Origin of the sequence: Sphingomonas sp. 179-A 2A2 NHS (genome assembly GCF_045371305.1) — a bacterium.
Taxonomy (GTDB): Bacteria; Pseudomonadota; Alphaproteobacteria; order Sphingomonadales; family Sphingomonadaceae; genus Sphingomonas.
Genome location: NZ_JBIQDE010000003.1, coordinates 27,525 through 44,997 on the forward strand (window position 1 = coordinate 27,525; position 17,473 = coordinate 44,997).

Annotated in this window: 15 protein-coding genes; 3 read left to right on the forward strand and 12 right to left on the reverse strand. The window is 66.6% G+C overall.

From position 1 onward, the window contains the following. Position 1 precedes the first annotated feature (1 nt). The 5 genes from ACH0AE_RS06480 to ACH0AE_RS06500 form a co-directional block, all read right to left on the reverse strand. Positions 2–1,303 carry a phenylacetate--CoA ligase family protein gene (locus tag ACH0AE_RS06480; RefSeq protein WP_406875569.1) on the reverse strand — a complete coding sequence of 434 codons (1,302 nt, stop codon included), beginning with the start codon at positions 1,301–1,303 and terminating at the stop codon, positions 2–4. After that, a complete protein-coding gene (locus tag ACH0AE_RS06485) occupies positions 1,300–1,734 on the reverse strand; it encodes a Zn-ribbon domain-containing OB-fold protein (protein ID WP_406875571.1) in 435 nt (144 codons plus the stop codon). Before ACH0AE_RS06485 ends, ACH0AE_RS06480 begins: the two co-directional genes overlap by 4 nt. Further along, positions 1,734–2,945 (reverse strand): thiolase C-terminal domain-containing protein, encoded by a 1,212-nt coding sequence (locus ACH0AE_RS06490; protein WP_211095259.1) that lies wholly within the window; start codon positions 2,943–2,945, stop codon positions 1,734–1,736. The genes ACH0AE_RS06485 and ACH0AE_RS06490 overlap by 1 nt, the downstream gene beginning before the upstream one ends. 68 nt (positions 2,946–3,013) lie before the next feature. Further along, entirely contained in the window at positions 3,014–4,222 is a 1,209-nt protein-coding gene (locus ACH0AE_RS06495) for an alpha/beta fold hydrolase (RefSeq protein WP_406875572.1), read from the reverse strand. Beyond that, positions 4,219–4,899, reverse strand: coding sequence for a FadR/GntR family transcriptional regulator (locus tag ACH0AE_RS06500; protein WP_406875574.1), 681 nt, complete (start codon positions 4,897–4,899; stop codon positions 4,219–4,221). The genes ACH0AE_RS06495 and ACH0AE_RS06500 overlap by 4 nt, the downstream gene beginning before the upstream one ends. 106 nt (positions 4,900–5,005) lie before the next feature. Between ACH0AE_RS06500 and ACH0AE_RS06505 the strand changes: the two genes are divergently transcribed. After that, positions 5,006–6,139: an amidohydrolase family protein gene (locus ACH0AE_RS06505; RefSeq protein ID WP_136452229.1), complete on the forward strand. Its 1,134-nt coding sequence runs from the start codon at positions 5,006–5,008 to the stop codon at positions 6,137–6,139. Between the two features lie 2 nt (positions 6,140–6,141). Here ACH0AE_RS06505 and ACH0AE_RS06510 read toward each other — a convergent pair whose 3' ends face one another. The 7 genes from ACH0AE_RS06510 to ACH0AE_RS06540 all read right to left on the reverse strand — a co-directional run bounded on the left by ACH0AE_RS06510 (position 6,142) and on the right by ACH0AE_RS06540 (position 14,677). Next, on the reverse strand, positions 6,142–7,398 hold the full coding sequence (locus ACH0AE_RS06510) for an MFS transporter (protein ID WP_168770743.1): 1,257 nt from the start codon (positions 7,396–7,398) through the stop codon (positions 6,142–6,144). After that, on the reverse strand, positions 7,395–8,285 hold the full coding sequence (locus ACH0AE_RS06515) for a DUF2889 domain-containing protein (RefSeq protein WP_406875575.1): 891 nt from the start codon (positions 8,283–8,285) through the stop codon (positions 7,395–7,397). The genes ACH0AE_RS06510 and ACH0AE_RS06515 overlap by 4 nt, the downstream gene beginning before the upstream one ends. Before the next feature lie 116 nt (positions 8,286–8,401). After that, the gene (locus ACH0AE_RS06520) at positions 8,402–9,184 is read right to left on the reverse strand and encodes an SDR family oxidoreductase (protein ID WP_406875576.1); all 783 of its coding nucleotides are present in this window, start codon (positions 9,182–9,184) and stop codon (positions 8,402–8,404) included. 46 nt (positions 9,185–9,230) lie between these two features. Next, positions 9,231–10,694 carry a class I adenylate-forming enzyme family protein gene (locus tag ACH0AE_RS06525; RefSeq protein WP_406875577.1) on the reverse strand — a complete coding sequence of 488 codons (1,464 nt, stop codon included), beginning with the start codon at positions 10,692–10,694 and terminating at the stop codon, positions 9,231–9,233. Between the two features lie 111 nt (positions 10,695–10,805). Then, entirely contained in the window at positions 10,806–11,588 is a 783-nt protein-coding gene (locus ACH0AE_RS06530) for a FadR/GntR family transcriptional regulator (RefSeq protein WP_168770744.1), read from the reverse strand. A 100-nt stretch (positions 11,589–11,688) separates the two neighbouring features. Further along, positions 11,689–14,079, reverse strand: a complete 2,391-nt coding sequence (locus ACH0AE_RS06535) for a TonB-dependent receptor (protein ID WP_136452235.1) — start codon at positions 14,077–14,079, stop codon at positions 11,689–11,691. A gap of 91 nt (positions 14,080–14,170) precedes the next feature. Then, positions 14,171–14,677 carry a TetR/AcrR family transcriptional regulator gene (locus ACH0AE_RS06540; RefSeq protein ID WP_168770745.1) on the reverse strand — a complete coding sequence of 169 codons (507 nt, stop codon included), beginning with the start codon at positions 14,675–14,677 and terminating at the stop codon, positions 14,171–14,173. A gap of 101 nt (positions 14,678–14,778) precedes the next feature. Between ACH0AE_RS06540 and ACH0AE_RS06545 the strand changes: the two genes are divergently transcribed. Both ACH0AE_RS06545 and ACH0AE_RS06550 read left to right on the forward strand, forming a co-directional pair. Then, complete coding sequence (locus ACH0AE_RS06545; protein WP_406875578.1) at positions 14,779–15,987, forward strand: cytochrome P450; 1,209 nt, start codon at positions 14,779–14,781, stop codon at positions 15,985–15,987. Beyond that, positions 15,984–17,435, forward strand: coding sequence for an aldehyde dehydrogenase family protein (locus ACH0AE_RS06550; RefSeq protein ID WP_406875579.1), 1,452 nt, complete (start codon positions 15,984–15,986; stop codon positions 17,433–17,435). The genes ACH0AE_RS06545 and ACH0AE_RS06550 overlap by 4 nt, the downstream gene beginning before the upstream one ends. Positions 17,436–17,473 lie beyond the last annotated feature (38 nt).

A 17,473-nucleotide genomic window follows, 5' to 3' on the forward strand; every position in this document is an offset into this window, starting at 1 on the left:
ATCATGCCTTCGTTACGCGAGGGATCTTGTGCGGCGGGCCGAGTTTCAGCAGCTCCTGCTCGTCGATCAGCTCGACGGCGAGCGGCACGCCAAGCGCCCCTGTGATCTGGTCATGCAATCTCAACCGCAGCGCATCTGCGGTGCAGCTGAGCCGCGCGGTGTCGTATCCCACCCGCAGGCGCAGCGTTGCCATCTCGCGTTCGGTGCGCACGATCTGAAACAGCGCGCCGCGCGTCTCGCTGTGGACCTCGACCAGCCCCATGATCTCGCGCGGCAGGATCGAGCGGCCGTTCACGAGGATCTGGTCACTCGCGCGGCCCATCACCTTGAAGCGCGCGTGGTTGCGCCCACAGCCGCACGGCCGCCGATCGATGATCGCAAGGTCGCCCGTAGCGTAACGGATCAGCGGCGTCATGCGATCGACGAGCGTGGTGACGACCAGCTCGCCGATCTCGCCGTCCGCGACCGGCTCCCGCGTCACCGGATCGATCGCCTCGATAAAGGCGATATCCTCGTAGGCGTGGAAGCCGTCATGCATCCGGCATTCGGTGGCGCCCGCCACGTCGCCGAGGCTGGTCGTCTCGAACATCTCGAACCCCCAGCTGTCGGTCAGCGCCTTCAGCCGGCCGGACAGCGGCTCGCCGCCGAAGATGGCGCCCTTGTAGCTGGAGAACACGTCGATCGGATCGACGCCGGTCTTCTCGAAATAGCCCTCCAGCATCAGCAGCACCGGGGTCGAGCACATCGACCACACGGTTGGCCGAAACCGGAGCGATCCGTCGACGGCCCGTGCGACTTCCTCGGGCGCGATCGAATAGCAGATCTCGCTGATGCCGATCTGCGCGTTGCCGCGCCGGCGATGGCCGCCGCGGAAGGTGAACAGCATGTGTGTCAGGAAGTCGCCCGGCCGCGCACCGATATGCCAGATGTCGCGCGAATAGCCGATCTCGCTTGGCGCGACGATCCAGCTCGGGACCGGAGTTGGATCGCCGGTGGTGCCCGATGTCGTGCCAATCGACATCGTCTCGCCCGGCAGCAGCTTGCTCATGCCGCCGGACGGATCGTTATGCGCATCGCGGAAGCGGCGCACGTCGTCCTTGTCGATCAGTGGCGCCTTGGCGACGAAATCGGCCAGCGACTTGATCGCCGAAGGGGCCAAGCCGGCGGCGTCCCATTGCTGGCGCACCAGCGGCGCATTTTCGAAGGCGTGGCGAGTGATCGCGGTCAGCGCGGCTTCCTGATGGGCGTCGAGCTCGGCGCGCGTGGCCCGTTCGATCGGCTCCAGCACGTCAGGATAGGTCATGCCGGCACCTTCCGGAAATTGGGCAGCACCCAGCCGTCTGCAATGGGAGTCCATTCCACCTGCACCTGCATGCCGATCTTGACGTAGTCCGCGTCGCAGCCCGTCAGGTTGGCGTTGAGCCTGGCCCCCGGCGCGCCGTCGAGATCGACGACGATCGGCACGTAGACATAGTCCTCGCCAGTCGACGGGTTCTTGTTGCAGATCGCAAAGCTGAACACCGTCGCGGTGCCGGGCAGCGTCGGCCACTCCTTCTTCGTGGACTGGCATTCCGGGCAATATGGCGACGGCGGCATCCGGAAGGCACCGCAGTTGCCGCATTGGCACGCCGTCAGCCGGCCGTCGCGTGCGGCCTCCCAGAAGGGCTCGGTATCGGGATTGGTGGTGATGCGGATGTTTTCGCCCGGCAGCAGCCGGGCGGGGCCGTAGGTCATCATGCCCTCCTAAGAACCATGCCGCTGACCGGCAGCGACGCCGGGCCGCCGGTGACAAGCGCGAACTCGGCGTCGGTGACCTGATTGATCGCGGTGCCGCGCACCTGCTCGACGCCTTCGACAATGTGCGTCATGCCGATGATATAGGCTTCGTTGAGATTGCCGCCGTGCGTGTTGACGGGCACGCCGCCGTTCACGCCCGCACCCCGGTCGTAGCGCACCTTGCCGGCAAGCACGTAGTCATTGCCCTCGCCCTTGGCGCAGAAGCCGTAGTCCTCCAGTTGCATCAGGACCATCGGAGAGAAGTGATCGTAGAGGAGCGCCACATCCATGTCTGCGGCGCGCAACCCGGTCTGCTCCCACAACCGATCGGCGACCCAGGCGTGGCCCGACGAGGCGAATTCAGGGTCGGGCATGCCCATCCAGGCGAATGCCCGACCCCAGCGTCGCGTGCCGCCATGCGCGCAGCCGTGGACGAGTGCCGGCGGGTGGCGGCAGTCCTTCGCGCGCTCAGCCGTCGTGGTGATGACGGCGACCGCACCATCGGTCTCCAGGCAGAAGTCGAGCCGCCGCAGCGGATCGGCAAGCATCGGCGAGGCGTCATAGTCTGCCTTGGAAAGCGGCGCCTTGCGCACCGCCTTCGGGCGATTGGCGGTGTTGGCACGGGTCGCCATCACGATCTCGGCGAACGCGTCCTGCGTCGTGCCGTAAAGGTGCATGTGGCGGCGCGCGAGGACGCTCATCAGATGCCCGGGCCCGACCAGCCCCGAGGGCTGAAGGAAGCTGTTCTCGGGATTGGGCGCGCTGGCGCCGAACACCACGCCCAGCCGATGCTGCGGCAGCTGTTGCAGGGCCATCAGTGTGACGGTGTACGTGCAATCCTCGTTCATCAGCCCCGCCGTGGCGAGCCCGATCGCGCCGGGGCAGCCACCGCCGCCGCTGGTGAGCGACGCGGAAAAGCCGACATGCGGGATGCCCAGCGTTTCCATCAGCGATGCCGTATCGAACTTGTCGAGATATCCTGCGCCGGCGCCGGAATAATAAGCGATGCCGTCGATCTGCCGCACGTGGATGCCGGCATCCGCGCAGGCGTTTAGAATCGCCTCGCCCGCCATGTCGTTGATGGTGCGGGGCCAGCTCTTGCCGCGGACGTAATAGTCCGTCGCGCCTACCCCCACGATCGCGCACTTGTCCTGATTCGCCCAGACCAAGGCGGCCTCTCCCACTTCTTACCTATATAACTAGGTTAGTTATGACGGTGGACGGCTGATGTCCAGCGCTAAGCGAAGTGCAGGCGTCGATATTTGCCGCGGAAGTACAGCAAGGGGTCGCGCTGCGGCTCGAAGGTGGCACGCGTCACCCGCCCGACCAGGATGAAATGGTCCCCGCCCCCATGCACTGCGTGCCGCGTGCATTCGAAGGCGGAGAGCGATCCGGCCAGCACGGGTGCGCCGTTTTCCCCCGGTGCCCAGTCGGTCGCGGCGAAGCGGTCCTCGCCCTTGCCGGCGAAGCGATTGGACGCCGGTTGCTGTCCGATCTGGAGCACGTTGACCGCGAAGCGCTCCGCCACGGCAAGCGCCGGTGCACTTCCGGCGCTGTTTGCGATGCATACGAGCAGCAGCGGCGGATCGAGCGACACCGAGGTGAAGCTGTTGGCGGTCAACCCGATCGGCGTCCCGTCCAGCGTCATCGCGGTCACGATCGTAACCCCGGTGGCAAAGCAGCCGAGCGCGTCGCGCAGTGTGCGCGCGTCCGATCCCTGCCGGAACTCGGGCGCCGCGCGCGGCAGGCGGCGTTCGAGGAAGTCGAGCATCAGCGCGTTGAATGCGTCGGTGCTGTCGGCCGTCACCAACAACCGGGCGCCGTCCACTTCGGCGTATTCGCAATCAGCCATGCGCGCGGCGAAGGCGCTCGCCTGCGCCGGGGTCTCCAGCATGCTCGATCCACCGCGGACATAGAGCACCGGCACCCTGATCGCCGCCGCCGCTTGCGCCAGCCGCGCAGGGATTGTCGGCAGCTCGATGCTCTCGAGCACCCGCAAATCCCAGTCACCCGCTTGGCCGCGCAGGCGCTCGGCCACCGATCGCGACGCCGCTTGGTCGATCTCGGGCGGCAGATCGGCGAGGACGAGCCCGGAGGCGAGCGTCGCGGCATCACCGGCGAGCGCCGCCGTCGCCGCCCAGGCACCCAGCGATGCCGCCACCACGACCGGCCGCGAGTCGAGTTGTGCCAGCACCGCGCGCAGGTCGCCCACGAAGGCGTCGAACGCGTAGCGGCCATCGGCCGGCCGCTCGCTGCCGCCATGTCCGCGCAAATCGAGGCTGACGACGCGCCGCCCGGCGTCGACCAGCGCGCGCGCCACCGCCTGCCACACCGCGCGCGTCTGCCCCGCGCCATGCACCAGCAGCACCGCCGGGGCCGCCGGATCACCCTGCACATCCGCCTCCAGCCGCACGCCGCCGAAGCCCGCGAAGGCGACGATGCTCACGTCCCCACCGCCAGATCGCGAGCGAGCCAGCCCGCAATCAGGTCGGCACGGCGCCGGATCATCAGCCTCGCCACCTCCGCATCGCCCGCGAGCACCGCGTCGCACAACTTCCGCTGCAACGATCGTGCCTGGGCACGATCCTCGTCGCTCTGGTAAAAATGCAAGTGGTGCTCCTCGCGCCCGAAGGTGTAGCCGATTTCGATGAACAGTTCGGCCGCGGGATTGCCGCTCATCCGCGCGAGCAGCCGTGCGAGTTCGGTTTCGGACCGGATCATCGCCGGCACGCTGTCCGCTGCTTCGATGCGGTCGCGGAAGGCGGCAAGTTCGGCGAGCGGCGCCGGGTCGGTACATGCCGCCGCCAGCGCCGCCACCTGCTCGGCGATCAGGCGCGTGACCGAATGGACGTCGGCGATCGTCGCGCCATTCAGCCGCAGGTAACGCGCCGGCGCACGGATCACGTCGGCGGCGTCGGGACGGGCGGCAAAGAAGCCGCCGCGGGTTCCGCGCCGTACCTGAAGCAGCCGATCCGCCTCCACGATCTTCGCTGCCTGGCGCAGCGTCGGCCGGCTTACCCCGAGCCGGTCGAGCAGCTCATCCTCGCCGCCGAGATGCGCCCCGGGGAACGCCTCAAGGCTCAGCTCGGCCAGCGCATGCGCCGCATCCCTTACCCGTGTCATGCCGTCAATCGATACCTGTTTAAGATCTTTGTCAAGTCCGCAGCCTTATTCCTTGCGGACTACGTCGGATTGAGATACCTGTTTAGCGAGGTTGAGGAGAGTCCCAATGCTGATGAAGCCGTATATCTTCAGTGCCGACAGCCACATCATGGAGCCGGCCACGATTTTCCAGGACGGCCTGCCCGCCAGCCTGAAGAAGCACGCAATCTACACCCGCAAGGAGGGTGAGTTCCTGCTGACCGGAACCGAGGAAAAGGTGATCTACCGCCTGCGTGTCGGCAAGCACCGCGAGCAGGAGCTCGGTGATGCGCAGCGCAAGGGCGTGCGCGAGCTGCCCGGCCGCTTCGAGGACATGGAGATCGAGGGCATCGACGCGGAGATCGTCTTCCCCAGCCTGGGCCTGTGGCTTTACTGCCTCGACGATCCCGACGCCGAGGCGGCTTCCGCACGGCTGTACAACGATTGGAACAACCAGTTCCTCGGCAAGCATCCCGATCGCTTCGTGCGCTGCGGCATGTTGCCCGTGCGCGATCTGTCGAACACGCTTGCCGAGCTGAAGTATCTGCATTCGCTGGGCGTGACCGCCGCGATGCTGCCGGCCGCGATGCAGCCCGGATTGCCGAAGTACAACGACCCCGTCTGGGATCCCGTGTTCAAGCTGGCCGGGGATCTTGGCATCGTGTTCGTGATGCATACCGGAACCGGCCTTGAGTCCGTGGTGCAGGAGCGTGGGCCCGGCGCCGCGATCATCAACTACACCCTGCAGATGAACGATGCGATGGAATCGGCGATGTATCTGGTCGCCGGCGGCGTGCTCGATCGCAATCCGAACGCGCGCGTCGCCTTCATTGAATCGGGCGCGAGCTGGCTGATCGCGCTGGCGGAGCGGCTCGACGAGGTGCGCGAGGCGCATGCCAATTTCGTCTTCCCCAAGCTGTCGCGCCTTCCCAGCGAGATCATCGACGATCAGGTGTGGGCAAGCTTCCAGCACGATCGCGGCTGCATCCTCACCTCGACGCTGAAGGGCGGCAAGAACGTGATGTGGGGATCGGATTATCCGCACAACGAGGGCACCTTCCCGATCAGCCGCCCGATCACGATCGAGCTGTTCGACGGGCTGGACGTCACCCGTGAGCAGCAGGAGAACATCCTGGGGCTTAACGCCGCGCGGCTGTTCCGCATCGAGCCGAAGGTGAACACCGATCCGGTCTGGGCGCGCCAGCCGGTTGAAGCGGCCTGAGTCTAAAGCGGGCGGGCCGTCGCGCCCGCCCGCCACCCGGCGAGCGCGCCGGCAAGAAGGCCGACCGAAATTACCGCCAGCGACCAGCGCAGCGACGCCGCGCCATAACCGGCGAACGCGTCACTTAGCGCCCCCACCAGAAATCCGCCTAGGCCGGTGCCGGCAAGCCCGATGAACATATTGATTGTCGCGCCGGTCGTGGCGCGCATCGCCGCCGGCACCTGCACGAACGCAAGCGCGATGGTCGGGCCAAGATACAGCGTCATCAGAAACTTCATTACCAGAAAGCAGGCGAGCGCGACACCGCGATCGTCCGCCCAAGCGAAGCCGAGCGCGAAGGGGAACGACAGCAGCAGGCTGATCCCCGCCAGCCGGCCGTTGAACCGCGGATCGTCCTTGCCGAAGCGGTCGCCCAGCCAGCCGGCAGCAAGGTTGCCGAGCACCAGGCCGATGAGCGTGACTCCGCCGAGCCAAAAGCCGGTCTGCGCGATCGACAAGCCGTGGACGCGCTGAAAGAACACCGGCGACCACAACAAATAGCCCATGCCCGTCATCGGCACCGCGGTGACGCTCAGCCCGATCCAGCGCAGCGAGCGCGACGCCGCCATGGTGCGGAACACCGCGATCGATCCCAGCGGCGTTGCTCCCTCCCCGGCACCGCCACGGCGCGGCTCGGCAGCGAACAGCCACACCAGCGCGCCGATCGCGATACCGGGAAAGCCCACGATCAGGAACACCGCGCGCCAGTCGAACATCGTCGACAGCCAGCCGCCCAGCACCAGCCCGCCCGACAGGCCAAGCGAACTTGCGGCGAGGATCGCGGACAGCACCGTGACCCGCCGCGAAGGGGGAAATATGTCGACAACCAGCGACTGCCCCGCCGGCCCCGCCCCGGCCTCTCCCGCCGCCAGACCGATCCGCGCCAGCGCCATCTGCCAGAAACCGTTTGCCAAGCCGCAGGCGGCGGTCGCGATGCTCCAGACGACCACACACAGGGCGATGACCCGCGGGCGGTCGCCGTGATCGGCGTGGCGCGCGATCGGGAAGGCGGCGATCGCGTAGAACAGCGCAAAGGTCAGCCCGCTCAGCAACCCCAGGGCGCGATCGGTCAAGGCAAGGTCGCGCTTGATCGCGTCCATGAACAGCGTGAACACCTGTCGATCGACGTAGCTGAGCACCGCGACCAGAAGGACGAGCGCGAGCGTGGCCCAGCGGCGGAACGGCGCCACGCGGGTCGCCGCAGGGGCGAGCGCCGTCACGCGGCGTCTTCCAGGGCGGCGCATAGCGTCGGCACGTCCGCGAGCGAGCGCAGCACGTCGTTCAGATGCGTGCAGCCGAGCGTGCCGGCTAGGGTCGACAGCACCGCGTCTCGCAGCGTGTGCACCCCCTGACCGACGAGCCGCTGAATATTGCTCACGGCGCCGGGGCACTCGCGATACGGCAGAATGTGCGGGTCGGCCGCGATCGCCTTCAACGTCATCCTTACCGGATCGATCATCGCCGTCATGTGATACTCATGCACCGCGATACGGCCTCCCGCCGGCGCGGTTGCGCTGTCCTGAAACCCGACATCGGCGCACAGGTCCGGGCCTTCACGCCACAGGTCGAGGCGTCGCGCGCGCCGCATTCCGGGGGCGCCGTCCTGCGTCGTCATCCGGTGCCATCCTTCGGGATCGTCCGGGCGATCCAGCGGACCGACGGGCGTCGCGCTCTGCGCGGCGTGATCAGCCCCGCCATCATCCGTGAGCGCGCTGGAGCCGGGCGCGAACCCCGTGCATACCCCGACCATCGCGCCGCGCCTTCCCGCATTCGCCTGCGCGCCCGCGCGCCGCAGCGCCGCGGCGAAGTCCTCGGTCCAGCGCGACCATGCCCAGCCGGCGACGAGGCTCGCGCCGGCGAAGTCGTCGAGCAGCTGATAGGCCAGGGTGCCGCGACGGTCGCCGAGCGCCTCCGCCAGCGCCAGCCGACTGGCGCCCCCTGCGCGAGCGCCAACCAGCGTTTCGGCCCCGGCCAGAGGCGGGGTGGATCCGATGGCCAGTATCTCGCGCCGTGCCGAGGCCAGGATGACGAGTTCCTGTTCCGCGATCGCGTCGGCCCGGCCTTCAGCATCCGTGACGAGATCGCGACCGCGCGCGACCATCCGCATCGGCGCGCCGAAGCCATCCGGCCAGCTCGTGTCGATCGTCGTCGTCCGGCGCACCGAAGAAGGGCGCCGCAGCGGCGCCGCGCCGAACGGACGCGCGGGCGCCTGGCCAGCGGTCATCAGCGGGCCGGCATCCGGATGGCACCGTCCAGCCGGAGGTTCTGTCCGTTGAAATACGTGTTGCGGACCAGCTCCAGGACGAGGCTGCCGAACTCTTCCGGTTTGCCAAGCCGCTTGGGGAACGGCACCGAGGCGGACAGTGTCTCCAGCACCTTCGCCGGCACGCCCAGCATCGGCGGCGTCGCGAAGATGCCCGGCATGATCGAATTGATGCGGATGCCCAGGTCCATGCAGTCGCGCGCGATCGGCAGCACCAGTCCGTTGACCCCGGCCTTTCCCGAGCCATAGGCCACCTGTCCGACCTGCGCGTCCTGCGCGGCCACGGACGCGGTCAGCGTGATAACCCCACGTTCGCCGTCCTCCAGCGGCTCCAGCGCCGCCATGCCGAGCGCCGACAGCGACGCCATGCGATAGCTGGCAACCAGGATGCCCTTGACCGAGAATTCATAATCCTCGGTCGACATGCGTTTGAAACCGCCGCTCTCCTTGTCGCGCGCGATCGTCTTCCCGCCCTTCGTCGCCATCGCGCAATGGACGAGGATCCGCTCCTGCCCATTAGCGCCACGCGCTGCGGCGAAGCCGTCAACGACGCTGCTTTCCTCGAGGATGTTGACCTCATGGAACGTGGCGCCGATCTGCCTGGCGACTTCCTCGCCCTGCGTGCGGTTGAGATCGAAGATCGCGACCTTCGCGCCCGCCTGCGCGAGCGCCGTCGCGCTGGCGCGGCCCAGCCCCGAAGCTCCGCCCGTGACGACGGCGGCGATGTCGTTGGTGATCTTCATGCTCTTTCCTTTTCAAGCGCGATCGACCGCGCGATGCGTTGACGTGTCAGGCGACGAACAAGGCGCGCAGTCCCATAGCGGACGGCTTCATGGATGGGGTCCGCGGCAGATCGTCGACAAAGAGGAAGCGCGTCGGCACCTGATAGGGCAGCAACCGCGCCCGCAGGTGCGACACCAGCTCGTGCTCGGTGGCCGTGACGCCGCTGCGCAGAATGATGGCCGCGGCGGGCACCGCGCCCAGTCGCTCGTCCGGAATGCCGACGACCGCTGCCTCGCGCACCGCCGGGTGCTGATGCAGCGCCTGAACGACGTCGTCGGGGTGAATCTTGAAACCTCCGCGGACGATCGCGTTGTCGGCGCGCCCACGGATCCAGAGGAACCGGTCGTGATCCATGACCGCCCGATCGGTGGTGCGCAGCCACGCGCCGCCGTTGGCGAGCTGATCGCCACGGATCTCCAGCAGGCCCTCCTCGCCCGGGACACGCTCCGCTCCGGAGTCGGGATCGACGATCCGCGCGCCGATGTCGGCATGAACCCGCCCGACCGAACCGTATTTCGCCCGCCAGCATCGGCGGAAGTCGTCAAGGTTCCAGCCCGCGACCGCGCCCGCGAACTCGGTTGCGCCGTAATTGGCGAGGACGGGAAGGTCGTAGCGAGCGAGAAACATGTCCACGACGGCCGGATCGAGCGGGGCCGTGCCGCACATCAGCGCCGACAGGCTCGCAAGATCGTCGCGCGGCACGTCGGCATCCAGGATCATGCGCAGCGCCGACGGGACAGCCGGAGCGATCTTCGGCCTATGGCGGCGCACAGCATCGACCCACTCCGTGACGCGGAACCGCTCGAGCAGCGCAATCCGTCGCCCGGCGAGCAAGGCGCCGATGCAGCCGTAGATGCCGCCGATGTGCGTCAGCGGGTTCACCACCATGACGATACCCGATCGCAGCCGCGGCGCGTCGGCATGATCGCGGTTGCGCTCGTAGCGCGCGAAGCTGGCGAAGCTTGCGTCGAACGCCGCGCGGGTCAGCGGGACCCGTTTGGGGGTGCCCGTCGTCCCGCTGGTCAACATCTCGATCGCCACGCCGGGGGCAGAGGACAATGCGACCCCCGGCGCGGGCGCCGCCCGCCGCACGTCCACGGTACCGGAAACACCATCGATCGCGATGACCGCCGCGCCCGCTGTGCGCAGGGCATCCGCCACGCCCGCGCGCGCGATGTCCTCGACGTCGCCGATCACCGCGGGCAGCGCCAGAAGCGCGATGTCTTCGGCCAGCTTGGCATCCGGCATCATCGGGTTGAGCGTCACCAGGCAGCGATCGGTCGCCACGACCGCGATGATCGCCGCGATATGCGCGGGGCGATTGCGCAGCATCACGCCGATCCGAGCTTCCGGCGCGAGCGGCATCGTGGCGAGTGCCTGCTCGATCCCTGCGACGGTGTCGGCGATCTGCCGCCAGGTAATCTCTTGCCCGGCGAAGTCGATCTCGACCGCGTCCGGGTCGATCGTCATGACCGCGCGAAGGGTATGCGTTATCGTTGCCAAAACTCTCACCCTCTCCCGAGGGAAGAGTGATAGATCACCTAGTTATACAAGTGAAGAGGATTTATGTGTCGCGGCTGCTCAGCCGCCGAGCGAATCGACCACTCGTTCGGCCTCGCCGCGCGCGGCCCAGGTGGCGTTGGCGTTCTGCAGATGGAGGCGCCAGTGTGCAATCGCCTCGTCCACCGCGCCCGCCTCAATCAGGTCGATCAGCTTGACATAGGATCTTGGTCCCATCGCCATCGACTTGCGATGCTCGGTCACCGGCCGCGGATGACGCTGGATGTAATCCGCCTGATGCGCGGCGATCAGCTGGTGGAGCAACTGGTTGATGAAGATGATCGTGTTGTTGCCGGCCAGCTCGATCAGGACACGATGGAACTCGGAAACGCCGGCGATGAAGTCGGCGAATGCCTCCTCGCTGAGCAGCCGCTCCAGCCGCTCGACCTCTTGGCGCAGACGCGCGATGGCGTTGGGATCGCGCGCCGTTGCCAGCCGGCGTACGACATGCGGCTCGATCGCCAGCCGCGCGTCATAAAGGTCGGCGATCGTCGTCCCGGACGATTGCAGGACGTAGCCGGCATAACGGGAGACGAGCTCGACCGAGGGCTTGTGCACCTTGGCGCCGGTGCGCGATCCCCGCACGACGCTGATGAGCGCCTCTGCTTCCAGGATGCGGAACGCCTCCCGCAAGGTCGGACGCGACACGCCCAAGGTCGCGAGCAACTGGCCTTCGGGCGGCAGGAAACCGCCTTCGGCCAGTTCGCCTCGCACAATCTGGCCGCGTATCTGATCCGCGACCAGCTCCGACGTCTTCGGCACGCGAATGCGTGCGTTGGTAGGAAAACTGTCGCTGTCGGCCATCGTGTTCGGCTTACCCGGGTGCTGGATGCTGCGCCTCGGCACTAACATCCCCGCCGACAAAGACCAACCGGTGACCGACGCGCTCTGCGTGCCGCGACCGTCAGAAGCGCACCGTGCCGGTGACCCCATAGGTGACGGGATCGTTGCGGATCGACGAAGCATAGTCGCCGACGAACAAAGTGTGCACGAACACACGCTTGTTCAGGATGTTGCGGCCGAAGACGGCGATATCGAAATTGTCGCCGAACCCCAGTGTCGCACGCGCGCCGAGGAAGCCGGCGGCGGGCTTCTGCGTGATATTGACGACCGCCTGCGCATCGGCGGGCGAGTTCCCCACCGCCAACAGCGTGCCGACCGATTCCGGGTTGGTGTCGTAACGACCGACCCACGCATAATTGACGTTCACCGCGACGCGCCCGAACGATGTGGGCCGATCATAATCGACAGCGACCGAGAACTGCTCCTTCGCGAGGCCATCGAAGCGCGCACCGAGCGCGGCCTTGTCCACGCCCAGCGTCGCGCCGACGACGCCGATATAGCGCGTGTACTTCGGATCGTTGTACGAACCGTTGGCGGAAAGCGTGAGACCCTCCGCCACGCGCGCCGCAACATCCGCCTCGATACCGTAATTCCGAATGTCGGCATTCTCGACAATCGTCTGAACGATTCCGCCGACTTGCGTAATGACGGAGCGTTGCGCGCCCTTGATGGTGTTATGGTAAGCTGAAAGGTTCAGGCGCAGCCGGCGATCGAAGAATTCGCTCTTCAATCCCAGTTCCTGCTCGTTCACGATTTCGGGTTGGAAAGGCGCAGTGTCGACCGTCGAGGTACTGCGTAGCTGTTGCCCGCCGGAGCGATACCCCCTGCTCTGCTTGGCATAGACGAGCACGTCATCGGCCAACTTATAGTCGAGCCCGGCGGTGTAGGAGATTGCGTCGAACTCATCCTGCCGCTGGTCGCGGCAATCGTTCGCGATCGAGCGGTTGGGCGTGATGCACGAGACCAGGCGATTGTTGGCGTTGAGCACCACGCCGGTGCGCGTAACGATTCCCTTGTCATCGATCGAATAGCGCAGTCCGCCGGTGGCGGTCAGGCGATCGGTGATCTTGAAACTCGCCTGCGCATAGGCACCTATCGAGGAATTGTCGATTTCACCGAAAAAGCGGGTTTTCGTGGCCCCGGGATTGCTGGCGACGTTCGCGTAAGAGAAGGACCGATCGAAGCCATATTCCTTCAGGTAGACGAGGCCCGTCGCGAAGCTGAGCCGATCGTCGAGCAGGTTGCCGGTAAGCTGAAGCTCGCTGGAGAACTGCTTCAGGTCCTGATCGAGCGTGGTCAGCGCGATCGGCGCGATGCCGCCATCGAGATCGATCGCGTTGGCGCCGGTCACCCGTCGCCAGGCATTGATGAACTTGACCTCGCCGAAGCCGGTGTCGACCGACAGCGTGCCGCCGTAGGTCTGCGTCCGCACGCGCTGGAACGGGGGCGGGCTGCCGGCGAGGAACGGCGCCGTTGTTGTTGCCGTGACATCGACGTTGGCGCGATTGGCCGCTGCTTCCGTCACGCTGCCGGGGTAGCGCACCGCCGGCCCGTTTCGCGCGGCGCCCGGCAGCACAAGGGTGTTGATGCGGGCGGAAAGCTGATCGAATTCGAACCACTCGCCCGACACGACAAGCCGGACATTGTCCGCCGGTTGCAGCAACACTTTGACCCGCCCGGTCAGATTGTCGCGATTGTTATATCCGATGCCGCTCACGCGATCGGTAACATACCCATCACGCTTGCTGAGCTGGATCGCGCCGCGGATCGCCGCGACCTCGCCGAACGGTACGTTCAGCACCGCTGTCCCGATGCGTTCGTCGAAACGGCCGTACGTGCCCTGCACCATCCCGGTGATGCGGTCGGTTGTGGGATCGTTCGTTTCGATCACCAACGCGCCGCCGGTCGTGTTGCGACCGAACAACGTGCCTTGCGGCCCCTTGAGGACCTGCACGGATCGGACGTCGAGCAGGTCGGCATTGAGCCCGTAGGAACGCGACCAGTAGACCCCATCCACATAGGTGCCGACCGACGGATCGAGCGTTGCAAGCGTATCGGTCTGGACCTGACCGCGCAGGGCAAGGATGAACGCGGATGGATTGTTCGGCGACTCGCGCGTGACGAATCCGGGTGTGAAGGCCGCGACGTCCTTGAATGCGAGAACGTTCTGCTTCTCCAGCGTCTCTCCTGAGAACGCGGTGACGGCGACAGGAATATCCTGCTGATTCTCTGCAACGCGGCGCGCGGTGACGACAACGTCCGCAAGCCCGCCATCGTCGGCAGGCTGCTGCTCCGGCGGCAGCGGCTCTTGGCCGGATGCCGCCGCCTTCTGTTCGGGCGAGGATTGGGCCAACGCGGCGTTGCTCGTGGCAAAGGCGCAAAGCGCTACGCCGACCGCCAGCCCGCGCTTCAGCACGCGCGCGCGGCGCACCGCTCCCATCGGTTGCAACATTCAGATCCTCCCCAAAACTCACGTTTTCTTCAGACCTATATAACTAGGTTATCTAGGGATAACAAGTGGGTGGAAATGAGGATGTTGGAGGTCACCCGGAGAGCGCGTTCTCGAACGAAATCTCAAGCCATCTACGGTCGTTGGCGGAGACCGGCCCGGCGAACGGCGCGAGAGGGTAGAGGATGCGATAGGTGAAGAACCCCGTGGCGATCGCCATCAGGCGCGCGGCGCGGGTTTCGCCGTCCGGCCCGCCGATGAAGACGCCAAGCGGAACCACGATTCTCTGCTCGAGCGCCGCCTGCGCGATGGCCTGCGCGTCGGGATCGGCCGCGGCGAACACGATCATCGGCAAAGGGTTGAAGGCTCCCTCGCCCGGATCGATGAAGCTGTCGGCAAGGCGGCTGGCCAGCCCCTTCCGCCCGAGCTCCGTGATACGCTCCACGGCGAGCGCCGTGTCCAGCGCCGTTCGGAAAAGGCCGAGCTTGGAACCGAAATAACGGTTCACCAAGGCCGGATTGGCACCAGCACGCGCCCCGATCTCCCGCACGCCAGCCGCCGCGTATCCGACCGTCGAGAAGACCGCGATCGCCGCGCTCACGATATTATCCCGCGTTGAGTCAGCATTTCTTGAAGCCATCGATCCACCTTGACGAGTGTGTAAACCCGCGTTTACATTGCGCCGTACAGGAGAGCGATGCCATGCCGAACGATGCCGCGGAAGGCGTCGGCACCCGAACGCCGACATACCAGTTCGACCTTTATGCCGAGCCTGCGCTGCTCGACGACGTACACCGCGGCTATTGGGACCTGAAGGAAGCCGCACCGCCGGTCTTCTGGACGCCGGCGAACGGCGGCCATTGGGTGGTGACGACGGCAGAGGGCGTGATCGAGGTCCTGCGCCGCCACGAGACCTTCTCCAGCCGGTACCTGTCGATCCCGAAGAACGATCAGCAGCCGCACATGATTCCAGAGTCGCTCGATCCGCCCGAGCACCGGCGCTACCGCCAGTTCCTTCGTCCATGGTTCGAGAGCAAGGCGGTCGCTCTGCTCGAACCGCGCATTGCGGAGTGGACCGACCGATTGATCGACGCGGTCGCCGATCGCAGGGCGTGCGAGTTCGTGGAGGCGATCGCTTCGCGGCTGCCCGTCAGTGTCTTTATGGAGATGTTCGGCTTTCCGCTCAACGAGTTCGACGAGTTCCGCACGCTTGTCGTCGGCTTCTTCGACGGCCAGGCGCCACCCGAGGCACGCCAGGTGCTGGCGATGCGGATCTACGGCAAGATCACCGCGCTGATCGTCGCCCGGCGATCGGCGCCGCAGGACGACATGATGAGCCGGCTCGTCGCCACACCGTTCGAGGATCGCTTCCTGAGCGATGACGAGCTGCGTTCCATCGGCTTCCTGATGTTCGTTGCGGGCCTCGACACGGTCGTCAACGCGATGGCGTTCGGCATGCGTCATCTCGCCGCGGACGCGCCGCTGCGGCAGCGGATGATCGATGATCCCGATGCGATACCGGCGGTCGTCGAGGAACTGCTGCGGCGTTATGCGTTCGTCTCGGTGCCGCGTTATGTCGCGCAGGATACCGAATTGCTCGGCACGACGCTGTACGCCGGCGACATGATCGTAGCGCCGCTCGCGATGGTCGGCTGGGACATCCAGATGAACGCCTGCCCTGCCGCGGTCGATGCCGATCGCCGCCCGTGCAAGCACGCGGCGTTCGGATCGGGCATCCATACCTGCCTCGGCATCCATCTCGCGCGCCTCGAGCTCATCACCTTCTATCGCCACTGGTTCGCGCGGATCGGCCATTTCACTATCGATGACGCCGCCCCGGCCGGGCGCACGCGCGGCGGATCGGTCTACGCACTCGATTCACTTCATCTCGTCTGGGGAGACAGACCATGACCTTCGACGCACCTGCCGTCGCGTTGCATATCGGCGGCGACGCACTCGACGCCGGATCGGGCGGCACGCACGACCACGTCAATCCCATCTCAGGCAAGGTACAGGCGACGATCCCGCTGGCGGGCGCGGCGGAGATCGAGCGCGCCGTCGCGGTCGCTGATGGCGCGCGCGAAGGCTGGCGTCGCACGACTCCGGAAGCGCGCCGCGACATCCTGATCCGGCTCGCTGACCTGATGGCGGCGAACCGTGACGAATTCGCCCGCATGGCGGCGCTCGACGGCGGCACGCCGCTGGTTGCCGGGGAGCGCATGACCGACACCGCGATCGGCTGGGTGCGCTACTACGCGGGCTGGTGCGACAAGCTGTCGGGCGAGTTGATCTCCACCTTTGATACGCGCGGCGAATTCGCCTATACCGCGCCCGAGCCGGTCGGCATCGTCGGCATCATCATCACCTGGAACGGCCCCGTCATCAGCCTGGCGATGAAGGTCGCCCCCGCTCTGGCGGCGGGCAATTGCGTGATCGTGAAGCCGGCCGAGATCACGCCGTTCGCGCCCGAACTGTTCATGCGGCTGGCGCGCGAGGCGGGCGTGCCTGACGGCGTGCTGTCGATCATGCCCGGCACCGCGGCAGCGGGCGAAGCGCTGGTGCGTCACTCCAAGGTCGGGCTCATCACCTTCACCGGCGGCCCGATCACGGCGCGCAAGATCATGGCGGCCTGCGCCGAGGCGATCAAGCCGAGCGTAATGGAGCTCGGCGGCAAGTCGGCCAGTCTGATGTTCCCCGATTGCGACATCGACGCGGCGTGCCAGCGCGCGATCTTCTGGACGATCGGCGTGCTCTCCGGACAAGGCTGCGCGCTGCCGACGCGCCTGCTGGTCCACGCCGACATCTACGACGAAGTGCTCGAAAAGCTCACTGCGATCGCCAGCCAGTTCAAGGTCGGCGACCCGTTCGACCCGGGCGTGATGGTCGGCCCGCTCATCAACGCTGCTGCGGTCGAGCGCGTGATGGGGATGTTCGATCGCGTGCGCGAAAGCGGCTCGGGCCGCTTCGTGCTCGGCGGGCAGCGCTGCGGCGGGACGCTGGCCAACGGCAATTTCATCGAGCCCACGATCATTGCCGACGCCGATCCGGACAGCGAGATCGCGCAGGTCGAGATCTTCGGCCCGGCACTTGTCGTGATGAAGTTCCACGATGAGGACGAGGCGGTCGCGATCGCCAACAACAGCGAATACGGCCTCGCGGCGTACATCCAGTCAAACGAGCTGAAGCGTGTCCATCGGCTCGCCGAGCGGCTGAACGCCGGTGGCATCTACGTGAACGGCGCGGTGCAGATCAATCCGCACACGCCGTTCGGCGGCATCGGCATCTCCGGCTTCGGCAAGGAAGGCGGTCGCGCCGGCATTGACGAGTTCCTGCGCTACAAGACCGTGGCAATCGCATGACGCGCACGACCAAGCCGCGCACCCAACCCCGTCCTGCC

What these genes read in the sequence shown, in the direction of transcription:
- ACH0AE_RS06480 (WP_406875569.1), bottom strand. Translation starts at nt 1,303, where the DNA reads ATGACCTATCCTGACGTGCTGGAGCCGATCGAACGGGCCACGCGCGCC.
- ACH0AE_RS06485 (WP_406875571.1), bottom strand. Translation starts at nt 1,734, where the DNA reads ATGACCTACGGCCCCGCCCGGCTGCTGCCGGGCGAAAACATCCGCATC.
- ACH0AE_RS06500 (WP_406875574.1), bottom strand. Translation starts at nt 4,899, where the DNA reads ATGACACGGGTAAGGGATGCGGCGCATGCGCTGGCCGAGCTGAGCCTT.
- ACH0AE_RS06505 (WP_136452229.1), top strand. Translation starts at nt 5,006, where the DNA reads ATGCTGATGAAGCCGTATATCTTCAGTGCCGACAGCCACATCATGGAG.
- ACH0AE_RS06515 (WP_406875575.1), bottom strand. Translation starts at nt 8,285, where the DNA reads ATGCGGATGGTCGCGCGCGGTCGCGATCTCGTCACGGATGCTGAAGGC.
- ACH0AE_RS06520 (WP_406875576.1), bottom strand. Translation starts at nt 9,184, where the DNA reads ATGAAGATCACCAACGACATCGCCGCCGTCGTCACGGGCGGAGCTTCG.
- ACH0AE_RS06525 (WP_406875577.1), bottom strand. Translation starts at nt 10,694, where the DNA reads ATGACGATCGACCCGGACGCGGTCGAGATCGACTTCGCCGGGCAAGAG.
- ACH0AE_RS06530 (WP_168770744.1), bottom strand. Translation starts at nt 11,588, where the DNA reads ATGGCCGACAGCGACAGTTTTCCTACCAACGCACGCATTCGCGTGCCG.
- ACH0AE_RS06535 (WP_136452235.1), bottom strand. Translation starts at nt 14,079, where the DNA reads ATGTTGCAACCGATGGGAGCGGTGCGCCGCGCGCGCGTGCTGAAGCGC.
- ACH0AE_RS06545 (WP_406875578.1), top strand. Translation starts at nt 14,779, where the DNA reads ATGCCGAACGATGCCGCGGAAGGCGTCGGCACCCGAACGCCGACATAC.
- ACH0AE_RS06550 (WP_406875579.1), top strand. Translation starts at nt 15,984, where the DNA reads ATGACCTTCGACGCACCTGCCGTCGCGTTGCATATCGGCGGCGACGCA.